Genomic DNA, 24,036 nt, shown 5'->3' with positions numbered 1-24,036 from the left:
TACCGCTCCTCGCAATGACGAACATTTCACGACCCGTCAGGACGAGGAGATAGTAGTTCCAGACGCGACGATTACCGCTCGGCGAACGCCTTCTCCACCACGAACTGCGCGGGCTCGCCGTGATTGCCCTCGACGAAGCCGCGGCCGCCCAGCAGCGTGCGGGTGTCGGCGACCAGCGCCGGCGAGCCGCAGATCATGACGCGGTCATGTGCGGCATCGAGCGCCGGCAGGCCGATGTCGGCGAACAGCTTGCCCGAGGTGATGAGGTCGGTGATGCGGCCGCGGTTGTGGAACGGATCGCGGGTCACGGTCGGGTAGTAGATCAGCTGGTCGCGCACAAGATCGCCGATCAGTTCGTCCTGCGGCAGTTTCTCGGTGATCATCTCGCCATAGGCGAGCTCCTTGACGCGGCGGCAGCCGTGCAGCAGCACGACCTTCTCGAAGCGGTCATAGGTCTCGGGATCCTTGATCACGCTGAGGAACGGCGCAAGCCCCGTGCCGGTGCCGATCAGATAGAGGTTGCGGCCGTCCTCGAGGTTGTCGATGACCAGCGTGCCGGTGGCCTTGCGGCTGACGATGATCTCGTCGCCTTCCTTCAGGTGCTGGAGGCGCGAGGTCAGCGGGCCGTCCGGAACCTTGATCGAGAAGAACTCGAGCGTGTCCTCATAATTCGCGCTGGCGACGCTGTAGGCCCGCAGCAGCGGCTTCTCGCCGACCTTGAGCCCGATCATGGTGAACTCGCCGTTGCGGAAGCGGAACGACGGATTGCGTGTGGTTTTGAAGGAGAACAGCGTGTCGGTCCAGTGATGAACGCTGAGGACGCTTTCCTGGTTGAAATTGCTCATCGCACCAATCCCCGATTTGTGCTGCGGCGGGCAAGGGCCTGAACCAGTTGACCGGCCGGATCGTTTGTATACGATCATTCGTATACAAACGAATAATCCGGCTTGATCGAAAAGTCAAGCCGGGCTCAAATTCCCGGGTAATTTCGGAAAGAAAAAAGGAAAACACCCATGGCTCACGACGCGCCCCAGGCCACCGGCCCCAGCAAGCTGGTGATCCGCAATATCGGGCTACTGCTGTCGGGAGCCCTGGAGAGGCCGATCCTGGACGCCGATACCATCGTCGCCGAGAACGGCAGGATCACAGCGATCGGCCGCTTCAAGGACGTCGACACCGAAGGCGCCACCACCATCGTCGATGCCAACGGCACGACGGTCGCGCCCGGCCTGATCGACAGCCACGTCCATCCCGTCGCCGGCGACTGGACGCCGCGGCAGAACCAGACCAACTGGATCGACAGCTATCTGCATGGCGGCGTCACCACCATGATCTCCGCCGGCGAAGTGCATATGCCCGGCCGGCCGCGCGACGTGGTCGGGTTGAAGGCGATGGCGATCTTCGCGCAGCGCGCATTCTGGACGCTGCGGCCAGGCGGCGTGAAGGTGCATGCCGGCGCGCCCGTGATCGAGTGCGAGATGGTGGAGGACGACTTCAAGGAAATGGCCGCCGCCGGCGTCAAGCTGCTCGGCGAGGTCGGGCTAGGTGGTGTGAAGGACGGGCCGACGGCGCGGAAAATGGTCGGCTGGGCGCGCAAATACGGCATTCAGAGCACGATCCACACCGGCGGTCCTTCGATCCCCGGTTCCGGCCTGATCGACAAGGACGTGGTGCTGGAAGCCGACACCGACGTGGTCGGCCACATCAATGGCGGCCACACCGCCCTTCCCGACGACCAGATCCGCTGCATCTGTGAGGGCTGCAAACGCGGGCTCGAGCTGGTGCACAACGGCAATGAGCGCTCGGCGCTGTTCACGCTGCGCATCGCGCGCGAGATGGGCGATCTGCATCGCGTCATCCTCGGCACCGATGCGCCGGCCGGCTCCGGCGTGCAGCCGCTCGGCATCCTGCGCATGGTTTCGCTGTTGTCCTCGCTCGGCGAGCTGCCGGCCGAGCTGGCGTTCTGCCTTGCGACCGGCAACACCGCCCGGATGCGCGAGCTCGATTGCGGCCTGATCGAGGTCGGCCGTTCCGCCGATTTCGTGCTGATGGACAAGGCGCAGCATTCGCCGGGCAAGAACATCCTGGAGAGCGTTCAGCTCGGCGATCTCCCGGGCATCGGCATGACCATCATCGACGGCATCGTCCGCACCCAGCGCAGCCGCAACACACCGCCCGCAGGCAAGGTGCCGGAGATCGTGGCGAAGTAGGTTACGACAGATGACCCGTCATCCTGAGGCGCTCGCGAAGCGAGCCTCGAAGGATGCACGGCCGCCAGCCGGGCCGTCGCCCCTTCGAGACGGTCGCTTCGCGACCTCCTCAGAGTCTGACTCATAATGCCGTCAATCGCTATGAGCGGCGGCAAGTCTGCGGGTCAGGAGCCTGATGTGGGCGAGGAGTAACCATGCGACTTCGGTGGCTGTGGCGGCCTCGAAGTCCTTGGCGAGACGTCGACATCTGCCGAACCAAGCGAATGTCCGTTCAACAACCCATCGTCGCGGCAGCAGCTGGAAGCCTTTGACGCCTTGAGGCCGCTCGACGATCTCGATGGTCCATGGACCGCAGTCCGAGAGGGCGTCGAGAAGCTGCTTCCCACGATAGATCCGATCGGCAAAAACGTGTCCCAGCCGAGGGAATTGCGTCCGTACCATCTTCAGCAACGGTACCGCACCATGGCAGTCCTGGACGTTGGCCGGATGCACATGAACTCCGAGGAGCAGGCCATTGGTGTCGGTCACAATGTGCCGCTTGCGGCCGTAGATGCGCTTCCCCGCGTCGTAGCCACGAGGCCCGCCGGCCTGCGTGGTCGGCGCACTTTGGCTGTCGATCACGGCAGCTGTCGGCTTTGAAGCACGTCCCAGCTTTTTTCGCGCCCGCTGAACAAGAACGCTGGCGATCTTCTGCCATCGACCCGTATCTCGCCACGCGTAAAAATAACCCTGCACCGTCGAATAGGGTGGGAACTCCTGCGGCAGTGCCCGCCACTGGCATCCTGTCGATAGAATGTAGAGAACCGCCTCCACAACACTACGAAGATCGGTTCGGCGCGGTCGGCCACGCCGGTGTGCTCGCGGCAGAAGGCGCCTGATCAGCCTCCATTCCGCATCTGTCATATCGCTTGCATAACGCAGGTCGTCCCGCCGATATTGCTTTCGAGTGATTTCAGTCCAGGGCATCGTGATCTCCTTCGAATCTTTGCAAATCCGATGGAATCACACCTCGCTGGGATCACTCACCCCCATTTATCAGTCAGGCTCTCAGGGTGACGGCGAGATTGGTCCGTAGGGAACTGTAAAGCACCGCGCGTCTTTGCCGCGCCGCCTCCGTAACCGAACCTTGTTTCCACCCGTCATCATTGAGGTGTATCGTGCCGCCACGCGAACGTAGCCGGCGGCGCTCGCAAGAGCCACGCGACGATTAAGTTCCTGCCGCATGCCGCCGTGCCGTTGGTCCACACCAGCAAACAGGAGGCAGCACGATGACGATGAGGCCAGATCCCACGTTTCACGCGTCGCCGAAGCTTGCGATGGAAGCTCCGGCCGAGAACTTCGCCTATACCGTGCTGCTCAGCCCGGACTTTTCCAAGCCGGACGCGCTCGCCGTCATCGACGTCAAGCCGGGCTCGCCGACCTACAGCAAGATCGTCCACACCGTGACGATGCCCAACAAGGGCGACGAGTTTCACCATTTCGGCTGGAACGCATGTTCCTCGGCATTGTCCCCGCTTGCGGGACATGCCTTCATCGAACGCCGCTATCTCATCGTTCCCGGCATGCGGTCGTCGCGGATCTACATCATCGACACCAAGCCGGATCCGACGCAGGCCAGGATCCACAAGATCATCGAGCCCGAGGAGGTCTTCAGGAAGACCGGCTATTCGCGGCCGCATACCATCCACTGCGGCCCGGACGGCATCTACGTCTCTACGCTCGGCGGCGGCGGCAAGGACGGCACCGATGGACCGCCCGGCGTCTTCATCATGGACTGCGAGACCTTCGAGGTGCTCGGACGCTGGGAGATCGATCGCGGTCCCCAGACCAAGCACTATGACTTCTGGTGGAACCTGCCGCGCGACTACATGGTGAGCAGCGAATGGGCGCTGCCGCCGCAGTTCGAGAACGGCATCGTGCCGGAGGACCTGCTCTCGAACAAATACGGCCATCGCATCCACTTCTGGGATCTGCGGGCGCGACGCAATGTGCAGACCATCGATCTCGGCGCCAACCATCAGATGGCGCTGGAAGTGCGTCCCGCACACGATCCGGTTCGCGAATACGGCTTCGTCGGCGTCGTGGTCGATACCACAAACCTCGAAGGCTCGATCTGGACCTGGTGGCGCGAGGGCGGCAAGTTTCACATCGAGAAGACGGCGACGATCCCACCCGAACCCGCGCCGAAGGAGCAGCTGCCGCCACTGCTGCAGGGTTTCGGCGCCGTGCCGCCGCTGGTGACCGACATCGACCTGTCGATGGACGACAAATTCCTTTACGTCTCCTGCTGGGCCACCGGCGAGATGCGCCAATACGATGTCAGCGATCCGCACAAGCCGAAGCTCGCCGGATCGGTGCGCATCGGCGGAATCACCCGCCGCACGCCGCATCTCAACGGACAGGCATTTGCCGGCGGTCCGCAGATGGTCGAGATCAGCCGCGACGGCAAGCGGGTCTACTGGACCAACTCGCTTTACTCGACCTGGGACGACCAGTTCTATCCGCAAGGCATTCCCGGCGCCGAGGTGATGGCGAATGCCAGCCCGGGCGGCGGGCTTGAACTGGCAAAGGACTACTGGGTCAGCCTCCCCGACGGGTACCGCGCGCACCAGATCCGGCTCGACGGCGGCGACTGCTCGACGGATTCGTTCTGTTATCCATCGGCCTGAATGTGAGTGCAGCCGACTGGACAGCGGCCTCGCTGTGGCTGGCGGTGATTGCGAGCGGCCTCTACCACGGGATCAACCCGGGCATGGGCTGGCCGCTCGCGGTTTCGGCCGGATTGATGGAGAGGAGTTCCCGCGCGCTGCTGGCCGCGCTTGGCCCGCTCGCAATCGGTCACCTGCTGGCGATGCTGCTCGTGATCCTTCCCTTTGCGCTGCTGATCACCCTCGTCGAATGGCAGCGCACGATCCGGATCGGCGCCAGCCTGCTTGTGATCGCCTTCGGCATCTATCGGCTGATCGACCGGCGCCATCCGCGGGCCCTGGCGCGGATACCACCGACGCAACTCGCTTTGTGGTCGTTCGCGGTGGCGATCGCCCACGGCGCGGCGCTGATGCTGGTGCCGATCTATCTCGGACTATGCCGCGAGGCTGAGCCGGACCAAGGCCACGCCGCCGCCAGCTCCCTGATCGACACCAGCCTCACGATGGCCGTGCTGGTTTCCATCGTCCATGCCGGCGCAATGATCGCCGCCGGCGGATGTCTGGCATGGCTGGTCTACCGATACCTCGGCCTCAAATTCGTGGCCCGGAGCTGGTTCAATCTGGACACGGTTTGGGCCGTCAGCCTGGTGCTGGTCGGCGCCGTCGCGCTGGTGCTTGGTGTTGCGACATAGTCCGGATGCGACACGGTAGCACTTTCTTCATCCTCCCCTGGAGGGGGAGGATCGGTTCGCATGAAATGCGAACCGAGGTGGGGTGAACAGTCTCTCCATACAGACTCTGCCCGTGGGGAGAGATCACCCCACCCCGGCTCGCATCTCGCTTCGCTCGCTGCGATCCGACCCTCCCCCTCCAGGGGAAGGTAAGGTCAGCGAAGCCTGCCGAGCAGCGCCATCAGCGTCTCGCGCTCCTTGGCGTCCAGCGGGGCCAGCGTCTCCCTGGAAATCACGAGCGCATTCGGCGCGGCCTTGTCGGCCATCTGCTGGCCGGCACGCGTCAGGCTCACCATCAGCCGGCGGCCGTCGTCGGGATCGGGCGAGGTCTCGGTCAGGCCGCGCGCGGTCAGGCGATCGATCACGCCCTTGATGGTCGCAACATCCATCGAGGTGAGCCGCCCGAGCTGGTTCTGCGAGCACGGCCCGACCTCCGACAACTTCGACAGCGCCGCCCATTGCGTCGGGGTCAGGTTGATGCCGATCTCGCGGGCGAAGATCACGGCGTGACGCTGCGATACCTGGCGCAGGATGAAGCCGATCTGGTCATCGAGCACGTAACCGGGCTTGGCCGCCTTGACGCTTCGCTTCTGTGCAGCACTCCTCGCCATCTTTTCACCCCACCCTTTACAGCGACAGATGTGCGTCGCGGACATCCGGACGCGCATCGAGTTCCGCCATGGTGCCGCCAAAACAGATCCGGCCGCGCTCGATGATGTAGGCGCGATCCGAGATCAGCCGGGCGAAATGCAGATTCTGCTCTGAGACGACGATGCTGACGCCCTCTTTCTTCATCGCCAGGATCGCGTCGACCATCTGCTCGACGATCTTGGGCGACAGACCTTCCGAGGGCTCGTCGAGCAGCACCAGCGACGGATTGCCCATCAGCGTGCGCGCGATCGTCAGCATCTGCTGCTCGCCGCCGCTCATGCGCCCGCCGGGCCGGCCGCGCATCTCGCCGAGATTGGGAAACAGCTTGAACAGTTTTTCGCGATCCCATTGCGGCGCGCCCGGCCGCTTCGGCTGGCGGCCGACCTCGAGATTCTCCTCGACCGTCAAGTCGGTGAAGATGCGCCGCTCCTCCGGCACGTAGCCGAGCCCGCCGCGCACGATCGCGTGCGTCGGCAGCTCCGAGACGTCCCTCCCCTCGAACATGACGCGGCCCGAGCGGTTCTCGACCAGGCCGACGATGGAGCGAAACGTGGTCGACTTGCCGGCGCCGTTGCGCCCGAGCAATGCGACCACTTCGCCCTCGCCGACCTCGAGCGCGATGTCGAACAGGATATGCGCCGGACCATAGAAGCTGTTGAGGTCCTTCACCGTAAGCTTCATGCCGATGCTCCCTCGCGGTGCCGGGCGTCGTAGAGGAGGCCTTCGCCGAGGTAGATCGCCCGCACCTGGGCATTGCCGCGCACTTCCTCGGGCGAGCCTTCGGCGATCAGGCTACCGCGGTTGAGCACCAGGATGCGGTCGGCATGCTCGAACACCACGTCCATGTCGTGCTCGGTGAACAGCACGCCGATCGATTGCTCGCGGGCGATCCGCGCCGTCAGCCGCATCAGCTCGACGCGCTCGCGCGGCGCCATGCCGGCGGTCGGCTCGTCCATCAGCAGCAGTTTCGGCTGGTTGGCGAGCGCGATCGCAAGCTCCAGCCGCTTGACATCGCCATAGGCGAGCTCGCCGCAGGGCCGCTCCGCATAGGCGCCCATGCCGACCAGATCGAGCAGCCGCCCGGCCTCGTCGCGTGCCTGACGCGCGGTCGAGGCCCACAGGTTGAACAATTGCCCACCATGCGAGACCAGCGCGACCTGCACGTTCTCGCGCACCGTCATGGTCGGGAAGGTCGCCGCGATCTGGAAGGTGCGGCCGACGCCCATCCGCCAGATCACGCGCGGTTTCTTGCCGGTGGTCTCCGCACCCAGCACGCGGATGCGGCCGCTATCGGGAATGTTCTGGCCGTTGAGCATGTCGAAGCAGGTGCTCTTGCCCGCGCCGTTCGGTCCGATCAGCGCCAGGATCTCACCGGCGCGCAGTTCAAACGAGACACCGCGCACGGCGTGCACGCCGCCATAGGATTTGGTCAGCCCCTCGACCGACAGCAATGTGGGAACCATGCTCATTCGGCGGTCTCGATGCGGGAGGTGAGCAGAGGCGACGCCGACGAGGCGGATTTGCGCCGGCGATGCATGAGGGCATCCAGCGTGCCGACGATGCCCTTCGGGAAGGCAACCACGATCAGCACGACGAAGCCGCCGAGCACGAGTTTTGAGAGATCGGTCTGGCTGACCAGCCAGATGTTGAGCGCCTTGTAGACGATCGCGCCGACCACCGCGCCCGACACCGTCTCGACGCCGCCGAGCAGCACCATGACCAGCGCATCGACCGACAGCGAGATGCCCATATTGTCGGGGAACACGCTGCCCTTGAGGTAGGCGAACAGCGCGCCGGCGAGACCGGCGACCGTGCCCGCGATCACGAAGGCGGTCCACTGGATCCGCTTGCCGTCGATGCCGACCGCTTCGCTGCGCAGCGGAGAGTCGCGCGTGGCGCGCAACGCAAAGCCGAACGGCGAGAACACGATGATGCGGAGGATGACGACCGCAAGCGCGGCGACGCCGAGCGACAGCCAGTAGAAATGCGACGGGCTCGCCGCCCATTTTTCCGGCCAGACGCCGAGAATGCCGTTGTCGCCGCCGGTGACCGACACCCACTGGAACGCGATCGACCAGACGATCTGGGCAAAGGCCAGCGTCAGCATCGCGAAATAGACGCCCGAGAGCTGCACGGCGAAGAAGCCGAACACGGCCGCGCCGAGCAGCCCCAGCAACGGGCCGAGCAGCAGGCAGGCAATCATCGGCAGTCCAGCCATCTTGGCGAGCAGCGCCACGCCATAGGCGCCGAGCCCGAAATAGGCGGCATGGCCGAACGAGGCGAGCCCGCCGACCGACATCAGGAAGTGCAGGCTGACCGCGAAGATCACGAAGATCGCAATCTCCGAGCCGACTGTGAGCACGTAATTGCCGGCAACGAACGGCAGCGCGGCGGCGACCACGAGCACCGCGATCGCGGCAAGCCGCTCGTTCATCGTCAGCGGCCGCCACGGATTGACGGTGAGGCCCGGTGTGCGCCGCGCCGGCGCTTCCGGCTTGCCGAACAGTCCCCATGGACGGACGATCAGCACCACCGCCATCACCAGGAACACCAGGATGATGGAGATCTTCGGGAAGATCAGGATGCCGAAGGCGTTGAGCTCCGACACCAGCACCGCCGCAACGAAGGCGCCGATGATGCTGCCGAGGCCGCCGATCACGACCACGACGAAGACCTCGACGATGACGCGCAGATCCATCGCATGATTGACCGCATCGCGCGGAATCTGCAGCGCGCCGCCGAGTGCAGCGAGAAAGACGCCGAGCGCGAACACGCTGGTGAACAGCCATTTCTGATTGACGCCGAGCGCTGCGACCATGTCGCGGTCCTGCGTCGCCGCGCGCACCAGCACGCCCCAGCGGGTGCGCTGGAACAAGAGCCAGAGGACACCGAGCACGACCGGCCCGAGCACGATCAGGAACAGATCATAGCTCGGAATATTCTGACCGAAGAAATCGATCGCACCCTTGAAGCCGGGTGCGCGGCGGCCGACCAGATCGTCCGGCCCCCAGATCAGCACCACGAGATCCTCGACCATCAGCGTGAGGCCGAAGGTGGCGAGCAACTGAAACAGCTCGGGCGAATGATAGATCCGGCGCAGCAGCACCATCTCGACCAGCACGCCGATCACAGCAACAGCGAGTGCGGCAAGCACGATGCCGCCCCAGAAGCCGAACGCGCCCGAGAAGCGCTCGGTCAGGGTGAAGGCGACATAAGCGCCGAGCATGTAGAACGCGCCATGCGCGAAATTCACGATCCGCGTCACGCCGAAGATGATCGACAGACCCGAAGCGACCAGGAACAGCGACGCCGCGCTGGCAAGACCGGTCAGGAACTGGACGACATAGAAGGCCATGGGCGGTCCGCGTTGGAGATCACAAGCGTCACTTTCCTTCACCTCGCCCGCTTGCGGGGAGAGGTCGAATTCAAGCGCCAGTTCGTAGGGCGGGTTAGCGCAAGCGTAACCCGCCGTCGGCTCACGTAATAAAGGCGGTGGGTTACGCCTTCGGCTAACCCACCCTACGCGACGAGGAGAAGCCTCAATCCTTCGGCCGCAGCTTCTCGATTTCGGCATCGCTGGGCAGATAGTCCGAGCCCTTGCGATAGGCGGTATCGACCATGATGCCCTTGCCATCCTTCAGCGCGGTCTTGCCGGTGAAGGCCCCCAGCGTCGACTGGTGATCGATCTTGCGGAAGGTGATCTCGCCGAACGGCGACGGCACCGAGATGCCTTCCGCGGCCGCGATCAGCTTCTCCGGATCGCTCGAGCCGGCTTTCGCGAGGATCGCCGCCGCTGCCTTGATGGTCTGGTAGCCGACGATCGAGCCGAGCCGCGGATAGTCGTTGTACTTGGCCTGGTAGGCCTTCAGGAACACGTCGTGCTCGGGCGTCTTGATCGAATACCAGGGATAGCCGGTGACGATCCAGCCCTCCGGGGTCTCGTCCTTCAGCGGATCGAGATATTCCGGCTCGCCGGTCAGGAAGCTCACCACCGTGCGCCCCTTGAACAGGCCGCGGGTGTTGCCTTCGCGCACGAGCTTGACGAGGTCGGCGCCGAAGGTGACGTTGAGGATCGCCTCGGGGTTCGCCGCGGCAGTCGCCTGCACCACCGGGCCGGCATCGATCTTGCCCTGCGGCGGCCACTGCTCGTCGACCCACTGGATGTCGGGCCGTTTCTCCGACATCAGCTTCTTGAACACCGCGACCGCCGACTGGCCGTATTCATAGTTCGGCGCGATCGTCGCCCAGCGCTTCGCGGGGAGCTTCGCCGCTTCCTCCACCAGCATCGCCGCCTGCATGTAGTTGGAGGGACGCAGGCGGAACGTGTAGCGGTTGCCCTTCGACCAGGTGATGGCGTCGGTCAAAGGCTCTGCCGCCAGGAAAAACACCTTGTTCTGGTTGGCAAAGTCGCTGACGGCGAGGCCGATGTTAGAGAGGAACGTGCCAGTGAGCATCGCGACGTTTTCGCTCGACACCAGTTCGTTCGCCGCGGTCTGCGCATCCGCCGGCTTGCCGCCGTCATCCTTGGAAATGACGACGAGCTTCTTGCCGTTGATGCCACCGGCCGCGTTGATCTCTTCCACCGCCAGCTGCCAGCCCTTGCGGTAGGGCTCGGTGAACGCCGGCAGTAAGGAATAAGAGTTGATCTCGCCGATCTTGATCTCGCTCTGCGCCAACGCGTGTGTTGTCACGGCGCTCGTTGCCATGGTCGCGACCGCGATCGCCAATCCCGCCCCTACGAAATAACCACGCATCCCGTCCTCCAGTTTTTCTTCAAAGAGATTATCGCAATCCGTCTTCGCCCTTGACCTCGTCAACCGTCAGCCCGCCGACGCGGGGCAGCGGCCGTCCGCTGTCGGTCACCGCGACCGCGACCATGATCTCGTTGGCCCGCGGCGCGTCGTTGATCTGCACCTCCATGCCGTCGAAATGGCTGCGCACGAAGGCGGCGTCCTTGTGCCCGAGCGGAATGTCCAGCGTGGTGCCGGGACCCGAGCGCTTCTTCGACGACGGGATCAGCGCCGCGCCCTTCGAGAGCACCTTGCGCACCGGTGCGCCCATCTTCGGATGCAAGATCGCTGCCGCGTGCTCGAGCTCGCCATTTTCGCCGACGGCGGCGGCCTTGCCGTAACTGTGCGCCTTGGCGCCGTCGATGCCGAGCGCGGCGACCGCCCGCTTGGAAAGCAATTCGCCGAGTTCCTCGCCGATCGCGATCAGCGGCGACAGATCCTCGACATAGCGGCCGGCAAAGGGATTTTCGATCACGGCGATCGCGGCAGCGCGCCGGGTCGGCGGTGCGATGGTCTTGCCCATCTCCAGATGGGTCTCCTCGACCACGGTGACGATCTTGCGAATGACGGCGCTCATCTTGCCTCGCTCCCGGTCATGCCTGCAGCATGTTGTCTGTCGTTCGTCCCTGAAACGTGTGCGACGCCGGCGTCCCGTTCCCAGTTGCACCGACAATTCGCGTTTCGCCCAGTAGACGCAATGCCGCGCCTTCGATCAATCCCGACGTCAGGAGGTCGCGCACCCGCGCTGCCCCTGCCTCCAGCGCAAGCTCGATCTCATGTTCCGCGAGCGGCCCGACGTCGCGGGTCACCAGCCGTGACCCGAGGTCGCTGTCCGGCTGCAGCTCGCTGGCCGGAACGCGCAGCACCGCAGGATGGTTGGGCAGATCGACCGCATTGGCGATCACGGTCGCCGCGGCATCCGCCTGCGACGCCGTCCGCGCCAGCACGGTGACGGCATCGGCAATCCCGAGCGAGAAGCTGCGGCCATGGCGGCCGCTGGTCGCGATGCCGCGGACCGGCATGTCGCTATCGACGGACATCGTGCGCATCACGCCATGGCGGTCCGGCCGGTCCATCAGGCCGACGGTGAATTGCTCGCCGTCAAACAGATGCAGCGCGATATCGCCGCCATTGTTGACATAGGCGCGGTCGAGCGCTGCCGCCTGCAGCATCGCGCCGAGGATTTCCTCGGCGACCGAGCCCGCGACTGCCGCCATCGGCGTGATGAAGCAATCGGCGGCAAACGGCGCGACCGCCGCATGCATGCGCCGCGCGACCACGCCTTTCAGCGCGCTGTGCTTCGGATGAGCCGCGCTGCGCAGCTCGGCGAGCTCCACGCAGAGTTCGTCGAGCAAACCGGTGAAGCGCCCTGCGGCCGCCTGATAGGCGGCACCGACGTCCGCGTCCCTGCCCTTGGCCTCGATGACCAGATCAATCGGGCCGTCCTGCAAATGCAGCCGCTTGCCGTCAGGAAGAAGCGCGATTTGCGGGAGCCTAGAGCCTTTTCCGTTCCGATTGAATCGGAACGGGGCTCTAGATTCTAGTTTTGACGCGTTTTCTTTGCGCGAACCGGTATCCACTTCGCTGGAAAACGCTCTCGTCATGCGCGCCGCCCGGGAAGATGAGGCATCGGCCGGACTTCGGCGCTGTCCCGCAGCGACGACAGCGGCCGGACAAAATCCATATGGCCGCCGAGCGCCGCATAGTCCGACAGCTTCATCGTGAATTCGATCGGCGCCACCAGCGCCGGGGTCGGCACATAGCCAAAGGCGCCGGCCGGCATCTGCGTGACATCGACCATGAAGGTGATGCCACCGCCCGGCCAGACATAGACCGGCGCGCCGCCGCTGGTCACCCGAGTCAGCGCGTCCTTGACCGAGCGGGTCAGCCGCACCGGATTGTCGGTGACGCCGGCGCGCAGCGAGCCGCCGGCGCCGCCCATGAACAGCACCGTGCACAGCGCCGGCTCGCAATTCTCCTGGATGCGCTCGACCGAGAATTTCAGGTCCGCCGGCATCTCGGTCTCGATCGGCTTCAGCGCCTCGTCGAGCACGTAGTAAGAAGCATGCTCGCCGGTGGTCGAGACCATCAGCATGGCGAGCCCCGGCCGTGCTTCCTTGGCATTGAAGGGACCCAGGATCGACAGCGGGTCGGAGATGTTGGTACCGCCCCATCCCGTGCCGGGATCGGCGACCTGGAAGTAGCGGCCCGGCGTCGAACGGCGCCCCTTCATCTTGATGCCGGTGTCGGCGATGTCGAGCAGCTTGCCGGCCTGGTGCTCGCTGAGCACCCCAGTGATGTGGTCGTCGACCACCACGACCTCGTCGACCTTGCCGTGCCACTGCTTGGCGAACATGCCGATGGTCGCCGAGCCGCAGCCGACCCGCATCCGCTCTTCGGCCATGCCATTGACGATCGGCGGCTTGCCCGCCTGCACCACCACGGTCGCGCCGCCGTCGATGGTCAGCTCCACTGCCTTGCAGTTGGAGAGATCCATCAGCGTATCGCAGGTGACGCGGCCCTCTTTCTTGGAGCCGCCGGTCAGATGATGCACGCCGCCGAGCGAGAGCATCTGCGAGCCATATTCGCTGGTCGTGACATGACCAACCGCCTCGCCGTCGGCGCGGACAACAGCGGTTTCCGGACCGAGATAGCGGTCGGTGTCGATCTTCACCTTGACGCCGCAATAGGAGAAAATGCCCTCGGTCACCACGGTGATCATGTCGACGCCGTCGACCTCCGACGACACGATGAAGGGCGCCGGCTTGTAGTCCGGATAAGTGGTTCCGGCGCCGATCGCGGTGACGAAGAGTTCGGGCTGACGGACGATCTTGCCGTCCCAGTCGCCGCTCGCCTGGAACGGAACCAGCTTGCCGCCGTGCGAGACCGTGCGCTCCAGCACGACATGCGGATCGACCCGCACCAGCGTGCCGTCGTGATTGGCATAACGGTCACACGCGCCGGCCGCGCCCGGCTTGATGTAGCACATCACCGGACAGGCATCGCAGCGGATCTTGTCGCCGGCGGCGACGGTCATTGTGTCAGCCATCGTGACCAAGCCTGGACTTGTGGTGGCGGTCGATCATACTGCGCTTCCGCCTCCCCGACTATATCGTTCGTATACGAATGATCCTGCGCGCGAGCCCGGGACCTGTCAAGCGGCCTTTGCAATCAAACGCTGCCATTCGCTTGCGCACCCTGTTCATAAAGCGTGCACGCGCTGCAGCGCGGCATGCCGCCGCTTGCACGTTTGTATACAAACGTTATCCTCATCGGCGGATTTGACGCTGACATTGCAGCGCAAACATCAGGGGAGAACCGGAGCGATGCGCCTGACCGTGAACGGCAGGAATCATGATGTCGACGCCGCTCCCGACACCGCATTGCTTTACGTGCTGCGCAACGATCTCGCATTGAACGGACCGAAATACGGCTGCGGGCTCGGCGAGTGCGGCGCCTGCGCGGTGCTGATCGACGGCGTCGCCGCGCGCGCCTGCGTGATTCCGATCGAAGGCTGTACCGGGCGCAACATTGTCACGCTCGAAGGGCTTGGCAGCCGCGAGCATCCCGATCCGGTGCAGGATGCCTTCATCCGTGAACAGGCCGCGCAGTGCGGCTATTGCCTCAACGGCATGATCATCACCACCAAGGCGCTGCTCACGCGCAATCCCCATCCTTCCGAGCATGAGGTGCTGGAAGCGCTGCGCTACAATCTCTGCCGCTGCGGCGCGCATATCGAAATCATCCGCGCAGCGATGCGTGCCGTGCTCGAGGCGCGCGATTGATGGCCGGTTCGGAGCAACGCATGCGCGGCTCGCTGTCCGTCGTTCGCCCCGCGGTGCTCGGCGCGGAAGGCGCGTTCGAGACCTTCGTCACCATCACATCAGACGGTTCGGTCAGTGCCTATAACGGCCATGTTGATCTCGGCACCGGCATCCGTACCGCGCTCGGGCAGATCGTCGCCGAAGAGCTCGACGTCTCCTTTGCCCGCGTGGTCGTGATCCTCGGCGACACCGCCGTGGTGCCGAACCAGGGCGCGACGATCGCAAGCGAGACCATCCAGATCACCGCCATTCCCCTGCGCAGGGCGGCCGCGCAGGCGCGGCACTTTTTGCTCGCGCGCGCGGCGGAGCGGCTCGAACTGCCGGCTGGCGACCTCACGATCGAGGACGGCCTGATCCGTGGTCACGACAACCGCAGCATCAGCTATGGCGAGTTGATCGCGGATGAGACCATCCGGCTCGAACTCGCCGACGACGTTCCCGTCAAGGCCGTGAGCGCCTATTCCGTCGTCGGCAAGTCGGTGCCGCGCGTCGACCTGGCGGCGAAGGCCACCGGCGAGCTGGTCTATGTCCACGATGTGCGCGTGCCCGGCATGCTGCATGGCCGCGTCGTCCGGCCGCCCTACGCCGGCGTGGATGCCGGCCCGTTCGTCGGCACCAGCCTGATCGCGGTCGATGAAGCTTCGGTGCGGGACATCCCCGGTCTCGTCGCGGTGGTGCGGATCGGTGACTTCGTCGGCGTCGTCGCCGAACGCGAGGAGAACGCGATCAAGGCCGCCGCGCAGCTCAAGGTGAGCTGGAAGCCGGGACCGGCGCTGACCGATCTTTCCGACATCGAGAAGGCGCTGCGCGCCAATCCCTCGACGCCGCGCCAGCTGATCGACAGAGGCGACGTCGATGCCGCGATCAAGGCGGCGGCCAAGCCGATGCAACGGACCTACCTCTGGCCCTACCAGATGCACGGCTCGATCGGCCCGTCCTGCGCGGTCGCCGATTACGCAGACGGAGCGATCCGGGTCTGGTCCGGCACGCAGAACCCGCACATCCTGCGCGGCGATCTGGCGCTACTAATTCAGCGGCCCGAATCCGAGATCGACATCGTCAGGATGGAGGCCGCCGGCTGCTACGGCCGCAACTGTGCCGACGATGTCTCCGCCGATGCGCTGCTGCTGTCGCGCGCGGTCGGCCGCCCTGTGCGCGTCCAGCTTACCCGCGAGCAGGAACACGCGTGGGAGCCGAAGGGCACCGCGCAGCTGATGGATGTCAACGGCGGCCTCAACGCCGATGGCAGCGTCGCCGGTTACGACTTCGTCACGCGCTATCCCTCCAACGGCGCGCCTACGCTGGCGCTGCTGCTCACCGGGCGGATCGCACCTGAAGCCGCCGTGTTCGAGATGGGCGACCGCACTGCGATCCCGCCCTACGACTACGAGAACATGCGCGTCGTCGCCAACGACATGCCGCCGATCGTGCGCGCCTCATGGCTTCGCGGCGTCTCGGCGCTGCCCAATACGTTCGCGCATGAATCCTATATCGACGAGCTTGCCGCCGAGGCCGAGGTCGATCCGATCGAATATCGGCTGCGCTATCTCAGGGATAAGCGCGCGATCGACCTCGTCAACGCGGTCGCCGAGCGCGCCGGCTGGACGCCGCGTCCGGTGCGGCAGGAGCCCGAGGCCGAGGGCGATATCGTGCGCGGCCGCGGCTTTGCCTATGCGCTCTACGTACACAGCAAGTTTCCCGGCTACGGCGCGGCATGGTCGGCATGGATCGCCGACGTCGCCGTCAACAAGGCGACCGGCGACGTCAGCGTGACCCGCGTCGTCGCCGGCCAGGATTCCGGGCTGATGATCAATCCGGAGGGCGTGCGGCACCAGATCGAAGGCAATGTCATCCAGTCGACCAGCCGCGCGCTGATGGAAGAAGTCTCGTTCGAGCGCGGCGCTGTCACAGCGCGGGAATGGGGCGCCTATCCCATCATCAAATTCCCCGATCTGCCCGAGATCGATGTGCTGATGCTGCCGCGGCAGGACCAGCCGCCGCTCGGCGTCGGCGAGTCCGCCTCGGTGCCGAGCGCCGCTGCGATCGCCAATGCGATCTATGATGCGACCGGCGTGCGCTTTCGCGAGCCGCCGTTCACGCCGGAACGCATTTTGAAGGGCTTGCGCGGCGAGCATCCCGTGGCGCCCGTACCGCTTGCACCACCCACGCATGCGGCTGACCTCAGCAGATGGCAAAATCCGTTTGTAAAGCGCGGTGGTGTGCTCGCCGGCATTGCCGCGCTCTGCGCCGCGGCGATCGGAATCGGCGCGGCGGTGCTGCCGTGGCGCGCGATCGCACCGATCGCCCGGCCCGATGCCTCGGTCTATTCCGCCGCGACGATCGCGCGCGGCAAGGAGCTCGCGGCGCTCGGCGCCTGCGCGGTCTGCCATACGTCGGAGCATGGCATCGCGAACGCCGGCGGCCGGCCGCTCGAGACGCCGTTCGGCACGATCTACACGACCAACATCACGCCCGATGTCGACACCGGCATCGGCGCCTGGTCCTATCCCGCGTTCGAGCGCGCGATGCGCGAGGGCATTCATCGCGACGGCCGCCATCTCTATCCGGCGTTTCCCTACACGCATTTTGCCAAGACCAGTGATGCCGACCGGCAGGCGCTCTACGCCTATCTGATGGTGCAGGCGCCGGTGCGCGCCGAGACGCCGGCGAACGCGCTGGCCTTTCCGTTCAACCTGCGGCCGCTGCTTGCAGGATGGAATGCGCTGTTCCACCAGCCGAACTCGTTCCAGCCCGATCCATCGAAATCGGCGATCTGGAATCGCGGTGCCTATCTGGTCGAGGGGCTCGGCCATTGCAGCGCCTGCCACTCGCCGCGCAATGCGCTCGGCGCCGAGCGGCAAGGCGCCTACCTCGCCGGCGGCTTCGCCGAGGGCTGGGAGGCACCGGCGCTGACGTCGCTGTCGAAGGCACCGATCCCCTGGGGCGAGGACGAGCTCTACGCCTATCTGCGCACCGGCGAGTCCCGCCTGCATGGCGTCGCCGCGGGACCGATGGCGCCGGTCGTGCAGGAGCTCGCCGCGCTGCCCGACCAGGACATCCGCGCGATGGCGGTCTACCTCGCCTCGTTCAACGAGCCCGCCGATCGGCCCGCCCACGATGCGCTGGTTACCGAGCTCGAAGCCGCCACGGCCGTGACCACCGCCGCCTCGGCGGGCGCGCGGATCTATCAGGGCGCCTGCGCCGTCTGCCATGAGGTCGGCGGCCCGCCGCTGTTCGGCAGCCGGCCGTCGCTGGCGCTGAACAGCAATTTGCACAGCGACGCCCCCGACAATCTGATCCAGGTGATCCTGCACGGCATCGCCAAGCCGGCCGTGACCGATCTGGGCTACATGCCGGCCTTCAAGGACAGCATGAGCGACGGCCAGGTCGCCGAGCTCGTCGGCTTCCTGCGGCAGCAATTCGCCCCGGGCAGGCCGGCCTGGAGCGATGTTGCCACAGCCGTCGGCCGTATCCGGCGGGATATAGCCCGCTGACCTGCCATGTTCCGCCCGAAACCCACTGGGCGGGCGCCGTTCGGCAGGCTACAGTTCCGGCATGGCGGTCACAGATATTGCAACCCGGACCTATAATCACGGCTGGCGGCTCGATCCGATCGTGCGCAGCCTGCTGGACACCGATTTCTACAAGCTGTTGATGATGCAGATGATCCGGGAATGCTACCCGGACACGCAGACGACCTTTTCGGTGATCAACCGCTCGACCCATATCCGGCTGGCCGAGGTCATCGACGAGGGCGAGCTGCGCGCCCAGCTCGACCACGCCCGCACCATCCGCTTCACCAAGAAGGAACTGATCTGGCTCGCCGGCAACACGTTCTACGGCAAGACCCAGATGTTCTCGCCCGATTTCATCAACTGGCTCTCGACCTTCCGCCTGCCCGAATACGAGCTGCACAAGGTCGACGGCCAGTATGAGCTGCATTTCCACGGGCCGTGGACCCACACCACGATGTGGGAGATCCCGGCGCTCGCGATCCTCAACGAACTGCGCTCGCGCGCGGCGACCAAGACCTACGGCCGCTTCGCGCTCGACGTGCTCTACGCCCGCGCCAAGGCCAAGCTGTGGGCCAAGGTCGAGCGGCTGCGCAAGCTGGACGGATTGCGGCTGTCCGATTTCGGCACGCGCCGCCGCCACGGCTTCCTGTGGCAGCGCTGGTGCGTCGAGGCGGTGAAGGAAGGCCTCGGCCCGTCCTTCACCGGAACGTCGAACGTGCTGCTCGCGATGGACAACGACCTAGAGGCGATCGGCACCAACGCGCACGAGCTGCCGATGGTCGCCGCGGCACTCGCCGACGACGACCAGGAGCTGCGCTGGGCGCCCTATCGGATCCTCGACCAATGGCGCCACGCCTATGGCGGCAACCTGCTGATCGCGCTGCCCGATGCCTTCGGCACCAAGCCGTTCCTCCGCGATGCACCGGATTGGGTCGCGGACTGGACCGGCTTTCGTCCCGACAGCGCGCCGCCGATCACCGCCGGCGAAGAGATCATCAAGTGGTGGAAGCAGAAGGGCCGCGACCCCAAGGAGAAGCTCCTGGTGTTCTCCGACGCGATGGATGTCGGCTCGATCGAGGAGACGTTCCATCACTTCAAGGGACGCGTGCGCGTCAGCTTCGGCTGGGGCACCAACCTCACGAACGATTTCGTCGGCTGCGCGCCGGACGGCACCGCCGAGCTCGACCCGATCTCGATCGTGTGCAAGGTGACGTCGGTCGACGGCCGACCGGCCGTCAAACTCTCCGACAATCCGGAGAAGGCGACCGGCATCCCGTCCGAAGTCGAGCGCTATCTGCGCGTGTTCGGCAATGTCGGCCGCGTTCGCACCGCAGTTCACGTCTAAACCAACGCACCGATCACTCCGATCGACTGACACGACGAGTTTCGCATGCCCGCACCCAAGCCGCCTGCCTTCGAAACCCTGAGCCTGCACGCCGGCCAGCGCCCCGATCCCGCAACCGGCGCTCGCGCGGTGCCGATCTATCAGACCACGTCCTACGTGTTCCAGGACGCCGACCATGCCGCGGCGCTGTTCAACCTTGAACGCGCCGGCCACATCTATACGCGCATCTCGAACCCGACGACTGCTGTTCTGGAAGAGCGCATCGCCGCGCTGGAATGCGGCGTCGGCGCGATCTGCACCGCCAGCGGCATGGCCGCGATGCATCTGGCGATCGCGACGCTGCTCAATGCCGGCGACCATATCGTCGCTTCCGCCTCGCTCTATGGCGGCACCATCAACCTGCTGGCGCACACGCTGCCGCGCTTCGGCATCACCACGACCTTCGTGAAGCCGCGCGCGCTGGACGAATTCCGTGCCGCGATCAAGCCGAACACGCGGCTCGTGATCGGCGAGACCATCGGCAATCCCGGCCTCGAAGTGCTCGATATCCCGGCGGTCGCGCAAATCGCGCATGATGCGAAGATTCCGTTGCTGATCGACAACACCTTTGCGACGCCCTATCTGAGCCAGCCGATCGAGCTCGGTGCCGACATCGCGATGAATTCGGCGACCAAGTGGATGGGCGGCCATGGCATCGCGATCGGCGGCGTCATCGTCGATGGCGGCCGGTTCGACTGGCGCGCCTCCGGCAAATTCCCGCAACTGACCGAGCCCTATGCCGGCTATCACGGCATCGTCTTCGACGAGCAGTTCGGCAAGGCCGCCTTCATCATGCGCGCCCGCACCGAGGGCCTGCGCGATTTCGGCGCCTGCCTGTCGCCGACCAACGCCTTCCAGCTGCTGCAGGGCATCGAGACGCTCGGCGTCCGCATGGACCGCCACGTCAGCAACACCCATGCAGTGCTGGATTTCCTTACCACGAACAAGGCGGTCGACTGGGTGCTGCATCCGTCGCTGGAGACGCATCCGGACTACGCGCTGGCGAAGAAGCTGTTGCCGCGCGGCGCCGGCTCGATCGTCAGCTTCGGCATCAAGGGCGGCCGCGCCGCCGGCAAGAAGTTCATCGAGCAGCTGAAGCTGATCAGCCACCTTGCCAATGTCGGCGATGCCAAGACGCTGGTGATCCACCCCGCCAGCACCACGCATCAGCAGATGGACGCCGAGCAGCTCAAGGCCGCCGGTATCGGCGAGGAGCTGGTGCGGCTGTCGGTCGGCATCGAGACCGCGCAGGACATCATCGACGATCTCGGCCAGGCGCTCCGCGCCTCGCAAAGGACTTAGGGCCATGCAGCTTTCCGTCAACGGGTCAGACACCTTCATCGCGACCGGCGGCAAGCCGTTCGATGCATCGCTGCCGGCTGTCGTGATGATCCACGGCGCCGGCTTCGACTCCTCGACCTGGGCGCTGCACAGCCGCTGGTTCGCCCATCACGGTTATTCCGTGCTGGCGCCGGATCTGCCGGGCCACGGCCGCTCCGCCGGCAAGCCGCTTGCGACCATCGCCGAGATGGCCGACTGGGTCGCGGCGTTGATCACGGCGGCCGGCGCGTCGAAGGCGCGGCTGATCGGCCACTCGATGGGCTCGCTGATCGCGATCGAGACCTCGGCACGGCATCCCGACAAGGTGTCCGGCCTTGCGCTGATCGGCACCGCCGCGACCATGACGGTCGGCCCCGATCTGTTGAAGGCTGCCGAGGCCAACGACGTCGCGGCGATCGACATGGTCTCGATCTGGGGCCTCGGCTTCAAGGCCGAGCTCGGCGGCAGCCTCGCGCCCGGCCTCTGGATGCACCAGGGCGCGCAGCGGGTGCTGCAGGAGGCCAAGCCCGGCGTGCTCTACAACGACCTCAACGCCTGCAACGCCTACCAGAACGCGCTCGCGGCTGCGGCCGCGGTCAAGGTGCCCGCGACCTTCATCCTCGGCGAGCGCGACATGATGACCCCCGCCAAGGCCGGCAAGGCGCTCGCCGCGGCGACGCCGAATGCCCGCACCGTGGTGCTGCCAGGCGCCGGCCACATGATGATGGTCGAGCAGCCCGACGAGCTGCTGGCGGCGTTGCAGTAGCGGTGCCGAAATCCCTCTTCCCTTCTCCCCCTTGTGGAGAAGGTGGCGCGCGCAGCGCGCCAGATGAGGGGTTTGTCTCCGCGGATAGAGCTCCCTGAGGCCGCTCAGATGCTTTCGCGTTCGAAGTGCCTTAGCGGCCACTCCCCCAAAATATCGAAAACAACCCCATGCAAAGTAGCAGGGCGGCCGCCGGCCCTCTGACAAGCAACTTGACACGTCGGGCAACTCAGCGATATCTTCTATTATTCCGAAATACCGCGAACGCCCAGTCCGACAGCGTAGGCGTCCGTCGCGAAGAGCGAATTAGCTTGCCTTGCGTTGAGTCCTTTTGCACTCTCAGGCTAGGAGGCCGATGCATGAAGATGAAGATAATGACCGTCGCGTGCGCTCTCGGAACGGCCCTGGTGCTGTGTAACCTCGGGACGTCAGGTGCTGAAGCCCGGACGCGGAAGGCACAAGTCGTTCATGAACGAACGAGGGTCGTGATCTCGACGCCCGTGATAACGCCGACTCCGTGGGATTATTATATTGTTCCACGATACCGTTATCGCCCTGAAGACGACCGGGTCGATCCATATGGGCCGCCCGTGGTGTCGTCTTGGGACCTCTATGAGGGGTGGCGGTGGCCGTACTGGTGGTGAACAGCGATCAGGCCAAACAGGTCGCATTCCGGGAGAAGTGGTGATCGTTCCCTGACGGACGCGGCGGTGGCAGCTTCGGGCCAACAGCCGAAGGTGCGAAACGCGCCGATTATTGTGGCTCTCTCAGATGCCAATCTCCCTTTCGGCGCTCGATAGAGGTCGGCGACGTTCGTTGCGGCGCTCCCAGTGATGACGCAAGAAGATTGACCCTGGTATTCCCGTCCCAACCAATGAATTCGTAGAGCCATTGCCCATCGTCGGGAGTGCGATAGTGCCATTCCTTGAGAGATGAATTTGGCTTACTCGGAACGATATCCATTCCGTTGGGAGGTCCGGAGGGACCTTCCCCCGAGGCAACGGAGGCCAGCCAGCGCTTGTCGGGAGAATAGTGCGGAGGTGCAACGATGCCTGTATCGTCGCCCGTGTCCGCCCATACAAGCCGCCAACTCACACCTTCCCAATAATCGACTTCGATCAGCAACAGATCGTGCTCGGGAAAATAGCCGGTCAGTTGATATTTGACGCAGCCATCGGCGTCAGTGCTCTGACACTTCGCTTCCTCGTTCAGATAAACTCGCGTCTTCCCGTTCCTGAACGTCAACTGCAAACCAGGACCTACGCGTCGGGCCAATTCGCCAACCTGTTCCAGACAGGCTTTCTCTGAGCGATCAATCTCGCCTACGCCATGGTCGCCGAGGCAGCGGCCGTCCTGCTAAGGATGATCAGAAAAGGAATAGGGAACGTCAGCAAGTGCGGCTGCGTCGATGCAGAGACATGCTGCCGCGGAGGCGATCACCAGCCGTGCGAGCAGAGCCCTCATTTTGCCAAGCCCAAGTCAGGAAACGCCGCCCCTGGCGTGATAAGAGAAAACCCTATTGGACGGGTTAATGGCTTAGGTCAAAGTTGCCCGGTCATAGATGTCAGCTTTGGGGTCAAAAGCCGCCGATAGCGATCGAACCTCGGGACTTCCGGTTCACTCCGCAGAGCCGACGTTCTCGATGGTCATCCGGACCGTCAGCTTTGGGCCAGAAGCGGACCCGATCGCATTTCAAGGTTCGGTCCACTCCGGGCCAGTGCGCGCGTACTACCGGATCGCTTCGTATTCGTGCACGGAAATTCTCGTTTCACGGACAAGGTTTGTCAGTGCTGCCGTGAAAAAGCTGAGCGCAACAACAAACAGCACCGCAACGCCGTATTCGTGGCGCAGCTGATAATATGCGCTGATGAAGGCCACGATCACCAGCAGGCAAGTCAGTATCGCGCTGATCCCGGAGTACTGCACCGCCTTGTTCAGCAACTCGGCACGGCGGTTCAACTTAGGGATATCCTTCTTGGGTACGGTCTTGGCACCTTCGCCATCCGGAAGGGCATTAAGAACTTGGATGCGGTCGATCACCCGGTTCATGCGGGACATGAGCAGGGAAACAAACCCTGCAACAGCCCCGAGAAGAAAGGAAGGCGCAGTAACCTGAACGATCACCTGCGATAGTTGCTCAACAGACGGCGTATCGGGAAACAGCATCGCGCCTGCCTCCTTCATGTCATCGAGGTAAGTC

General features: G+C 64.8%; 20 protein-coding genes. 8 read left to right on the top strand and 12 right to left on the bottom strand.

Translation table 11 applies throughout. From position 1 onward, the window contains the following. Positions 1-71 precede the first annotated feature (71 nt). Positions 72-845 carry a ferredoxin--NADP reductase gene (locus AAFG13_RS39400; RefSeq protein ID WP_212311330.1) on the bottom strand — a complete coding sequence of 258 codons (774 nt, stop codon included), beginning with the start codon at positions 843-845 and terminating at the stop codon, positions 72-74. 168 nt (positions 846-1,013) lie between these two features. On the opposite strand from AAFG13_RS39400, the gene AAFG13_RS39395 reads away from it, so the two are divergent. Next, on the top strand, positions 1,014-2,210 hold the full coding sequence (locus AAFG13_RS39395; RefSeq protein ID WP_342710330.1) for an amidohydrolase family protein: 1,197 nt from the start codon (positions 1,014-1,016) through the stop codon (positions 2,208-2,210). Between the two features lie 132 nt (positions 2,211-2,342). On the opposite strand, the gene AAFG13_RS39390 is transcribed toward AAFG13_RS39395, so the two are convergent. Then, positions 2,343-3,176, bottom strand: coding sequence for an IS5 family transposase (locus AAFG13_RS39390; protein ID WP_342708636.1), 834 nt, complete (start codon positions 3,174-3,176; stop codon positions 2,343-2,345). A 302-nt stretch (positions 3,177-3,478) separates the two neighbouring features. On the opposite strand from AAFG13_RS39390, the gene AAFG13_RS39385 reads away from it, so the two are divergent. Together AAFG13_RS39385 and AAFG13_RS39380 are read left to right on the top strand one after the other, a co-directional pair. After that, on the top strand, positions 3,479-4,879 hold the full coding sequence (locus tag AAFG13_RS39385; protein WP_342710329.1) for a selenium-binding protein SBP56-related protein: 1,401 nt from the start codon (positions 3,479-3,481) through the stop codon (positions 4,877-4,879). Positions 4,880-4,881: 2 nt separating this feature from the next. Then, on the top strand, positions 4,882-5,550 hold the full coding sequence (locus tag AAFG13_RS39380; protein WP_342710328.1) for a hypothetical protein: 669 nt from the start codon (positions 4,882-4,884) through the stop codon (positions 5,548-5,550). Between the two features lie 194 nt (positions 5,551-5,744). On the opposite strand, the gene AAFG13_RS39375 is transcribed toward AAFG13_RS39380, so the two are convergent. The 8 genes from AAFG13_RS39375 to AAFG13_RS39340 all read right to left on the bottom strand — a co-directional run bounded on the left by AAFG13_RS39375 (position 5,745) and on the right by AAFG13_RS39340 (position 14,079). Beyond that, positions 5,745-6,200, bottom strand: a complete 456-nt coding sequence (locus AAFG13_RS39375; protein WP_342710327.1) for a MarR family winged helix-turn-helix transcriptional regulator — start codon at positions 6,198-6,200, stop codon at positions 5,745-5,747. Positions 6,201-6,216: 16 nt separating this feature from the next. After that, positions 6,217-6,921 carry an ABC transporter ATP-binding protein gene (locus AAFG13_RS39370; protein ID WP_212311334.1) on the bottom strand — a complete coding sequence of 235 codons (705 nt, stop codon included), beginning with the start codon at positions 6,919-6,921 and terminating at the stop codon, positions 6,217-6,219. After that, positions 6,918-7,709: an ABC transporter ATP-binding protein gene (locus AAFG13_RS39365; RefSeq protein WP_092124897.1), complete on the bottom strand. Its 792-nt coding sequence runs from the start codon at positions 7,707-7,709 to the stop codon at positions 6,918-6,920. Before AAFG13_RS39365 ends, AAFG13_RS39370 begins: the two co-directional genes overlap by 4 nt. Beyond that, entirely contained in the window at positions 7,706-9,595 is a 1,890-nt protein-coding gene (locus tag AAFG13_RS39360) for an ABC transporter permease (RefSeq protein ID WP_342710326.1), read from the bottom strand. Before AAFG13_RS39360 ends, AAFG13_RS39365 begins: the two co-directional genes overlap by 4 nt. A 184-nt stretch (positions 9,596-9,779) precedes the next feature. Beyond that, complete coding sequence (locus AAFG13_RS39355; RefSeq protein WP_342710325.1) at positions 9,780-10,994, bottom strand: ABC transporter substrate-binding protein; 1,215 nt, start codon at positions 10,992-10,994, stop codon at positions 9,780-9,782. Positions 10,995-11,022: 28 nt separating this feature from the next. Then, positions 11,023-11,607: an amino acid synthesis family protein gene (locus tag AAFG13_RS39350; RefSeq protein ID WP_029078203.1), complete on the bottom strand. Its 585-nt coding sequence runs from the start codon at positions 11,605-11,607 to the stop codon at positions 11,023-11,025. Between the two features lie 16 nt (positions 11,608-11,623). Beyond that, a complete protein-coding gene (locus AAFG13_RS39345; RefSeq protein WP_342710324.1) occupies positions 11,624-12,634 on the bottom strand; it encodes a UPF0280 family protein in 1,011 nt (336 codons plus the stop codon). After that, positions 12,631-14,079 carry a 6-hydroxynicotinate reductase gene (locus tag AAFG13_RS39340; RefSeq protein WP_342710323.1) on the bottom strand — a complete coding sequence of 483 codons (1,449 nt, stop codon included), beginning with the start codon at positions 14,077-14,079 and terminating at the stop codon, positions 12,631-12,633. Before AAFG13_RS39340 ends, AAFG13_RS39345 begins: the two co-directional genes overlap by 4 nt. A gap of 277 nt (positions 14,080-14,356) precedes the next feature. On the opposite strand from AAFG13_RS39340, the gene AAFG13_RS39335 reads away from it, so the two are divergent. From AAFG13_RS39335 to AAFG13_RS39315, 5 genes are all read left to right on the top strand, one after another. Then, positions 14,357-14,815, top strand: coding sequence for a (2Fe-2S)-binding protein (locus AAFG13_RS39335; protein ID WP_342710322.1), 459 nt, complete (start codon positions 14,357-14,359; stop codon positions 14,813-14,815). Between the two features lie 20 nt (positions 14,816-14,835). Beyond that, the gene (locus AAFG13_RS39330) at positions 14,836-18,348 is read left to right on the top strand and encodes a molybdopterin cofactor-binding domain-containing protein (RefSeq protein ID WP_342710321.1); all 3,513 of its coding nucleotides are present in this window, start codon (positions 14,836-14,838) and stop codon (positions 18,346-18,348) included. Positions 18,349-18,409: 61 nt separating this feature from the next. Beyond that, positions 18,410-19,714, top strand: a complete 1,305-nt coding sequence (gene pncB, locus AAFG13_RS39325; RefSeq protein WP_229171204.1) for a nicotinate phosphoribosyltransferase — start codon at positions 18,410-18,412, stop codon at positions 19,712-19,714. Positions 19,715-19,759: 45 nt separating this feature from the next. Further along, positions 19,760-21,055 (top strand): O-acetylhomoserine aminocarboxypropyltransferase, encoded by a 1,296-nt coding sequence (locus AAFG13_RS39320; RefSeq protein WP_342710319.1) that lies wholly within the window; start codon positions 19,760-19,762, stop codon positions 21,053-21,055. Positions 21,056-21,059: 4 nt separating this feature from the next. After that, entirely contained in the window at positions 21,060-21,839 is a 780-nt protein-coding gene (locus AAFG13_RS39315) for an alpha/beta hydrolase (RefSeq protein ID WP_342710318.1), read from the top strand. A gap of 750 nt (positions 21,840-22,589) precedes the next feature. Here the strand turns inward: AAFG13_RS39315 and AAFG13_RS39310 are convergent. Beyond that, the gene (locus AAFG13_RS39310; RefSeq protein WP_342710317.1) at positions 22,590-23,087 is read right to left on the bottom strand and encodes a hypothetical protein; all 498 of its coding nucleotides are present in this window, start codon (positions 23,085-23,087) and stop codon (positions 22,590-22,592) included. A gap of 477 nt (positions 23,088-23,564) precedes the next feature. Then, positions 23,565-24,002, bottom strand: coding sequence for a DUF2721 domain-containing protein (locus AAFG13_RS39305; protein ID WP_212311343.1), 438 nt, complete (start codon positions 24,000-24,002; stop codon positions 23,565-23,567). Between the last annotated feature and the right edge of the window lie 34 nt (positions 24,003-24,036).

Source organism: Bradyrhizobium sp. B124, assembly GCF_038967635.1.
Classification (GTDB): Bacteria; Pseudomonadota; Alphaproteobacteria; order Rhizobiales; family Xanthobacteraceae; genus Bradyrhizobium.
The sequence above is the reverse complement of the archived record's forward strand: the minus strand, read 5'-3'. Positions and strand labels throughout refer to the sequence as shown.

Coding starts and splice junctions, on each gene's coding strand:
- pncB (WP_229171204.1), top strand. CDS start 18,410: ATGGCGGTCACAGATATTGCAACCCGGACCTATAATCACGGCTGGCGG.
- AAFG13_RS39400 (WP_212311330.1), bottom strand. CDS start 845: ATGAGCAATTTCAACCAGGAAAGCGTCCTCAGCGTTCATCACTGGACC.
- AAFG13_RS39375 (WP_342710327.1), bottom strand. CDS start 6,200: ATGGCGAGGAGTGCTGCACAGAAGCGAAGCGTCAAGGCGGCCAAGCCC.
- AAFG13_RS39335 (WP_342710322.1), top strand. CDS start 14,357: ATGCGCCTGACCGTGAACGGCAGGAATCATGATGTCGACGCCGCTCCC.
- AAFG13_RS39315 (WP_342710318.1), top strand. CDS start 21,060: ATGCAGCTTTCCGTCAACGGGTCAGACACCTTCATCGCGACCGGCGGC.
- AAFG13_RS39370 (WP_212311334.1), bottom strand. CDS start 6,921: ATGAAGCTTACGGTGAAGGACCTCAACAGCTTCTATGGTCCGGCGCAT.
- AAFG13_RS39320 (WP_342710319.1), top strand. CDS start 19,760: ATGCCCGCACCCAAGCCGCCTGCCTTCGAAACCCTGAGCCTGCACGCC.
- AAFG13_RS39355 (WP_342710325.1), bottom strand. CDS start 10,994: ATGCGTGGTTATTTCGTAGGGGCGGGATTGGCGATCGCGGTCGCGACC.
- AAFG13_RS39360 (WP_342710326.1), bottom strand. CDS start 9,595: ATGGCCTTCTATGTCGTCCAGTTCCTGACCGGTCTTGCCAGCGCGGCG.
- AAFG13_RS39330 (WP_342710321.1), top strand. CDS start 14,836: ATGCGCGGCTCGCTGTCCGTCGTTCGCCCCGCGGTGCTCGGCGCGGAA.
- AAFG13_RS39345 (WP_342710324.1), bottom strand. CDS start 12,634: ATGACGAGAGCGTTTTCCAGCGAAGTGGATACCGGTTCGCGCAAAGAA.
- AAFG13_RS39365 (WP_092124897.1), bottom strand. CDS start 7,709: ATGAGCATGGTTCCCACATTGCTGTCGGTCGAGGGGCTGACCAAATCC.
- AAFG13_RS39390 (WP_342708636.1), bottom strand. CDS start 3,176: ATGCCCTGGACTGAAATCACTCGAAAGCAATATCGGCGGGACGACCTG.
- AAFG13_RS39305 (WP_212311343.1), bottom strand. CDS start 24,002: ATGCTGTTTCCCGATACGCCGTCTGTTGAGCAACTATCGCAGGTGATC.
- AAFG13_RS39395 (WP_342710330.1), top strand. CDS start 1,014: ATGGCTCACGACGCGCCCCAGGCCACCGGCCCCAGCAAGCTGGTGATC.
- AAFG13_RS39350 (WP_029078203.1), bottom strand. CDS start 11,607: ATGAGCGCCGTCATTCGCAAGATCGTCACCGTGGTCGAGGAGACCCAT.
- AAFG13_RS39340 (WP_342710323.1), bottom strand. CDS start 14,079: ATGGCTGACACAATGACCGTCGCCGCCGGCGACAAGATCCGCTGCGAT.
- AAFG13_RS39385 (WP_342710329.1), top strand. CDS start 3,479: ATGACGATGAGGCCAGATCCCACGTTTCACGCGTCGCCGAAGCTTGCG.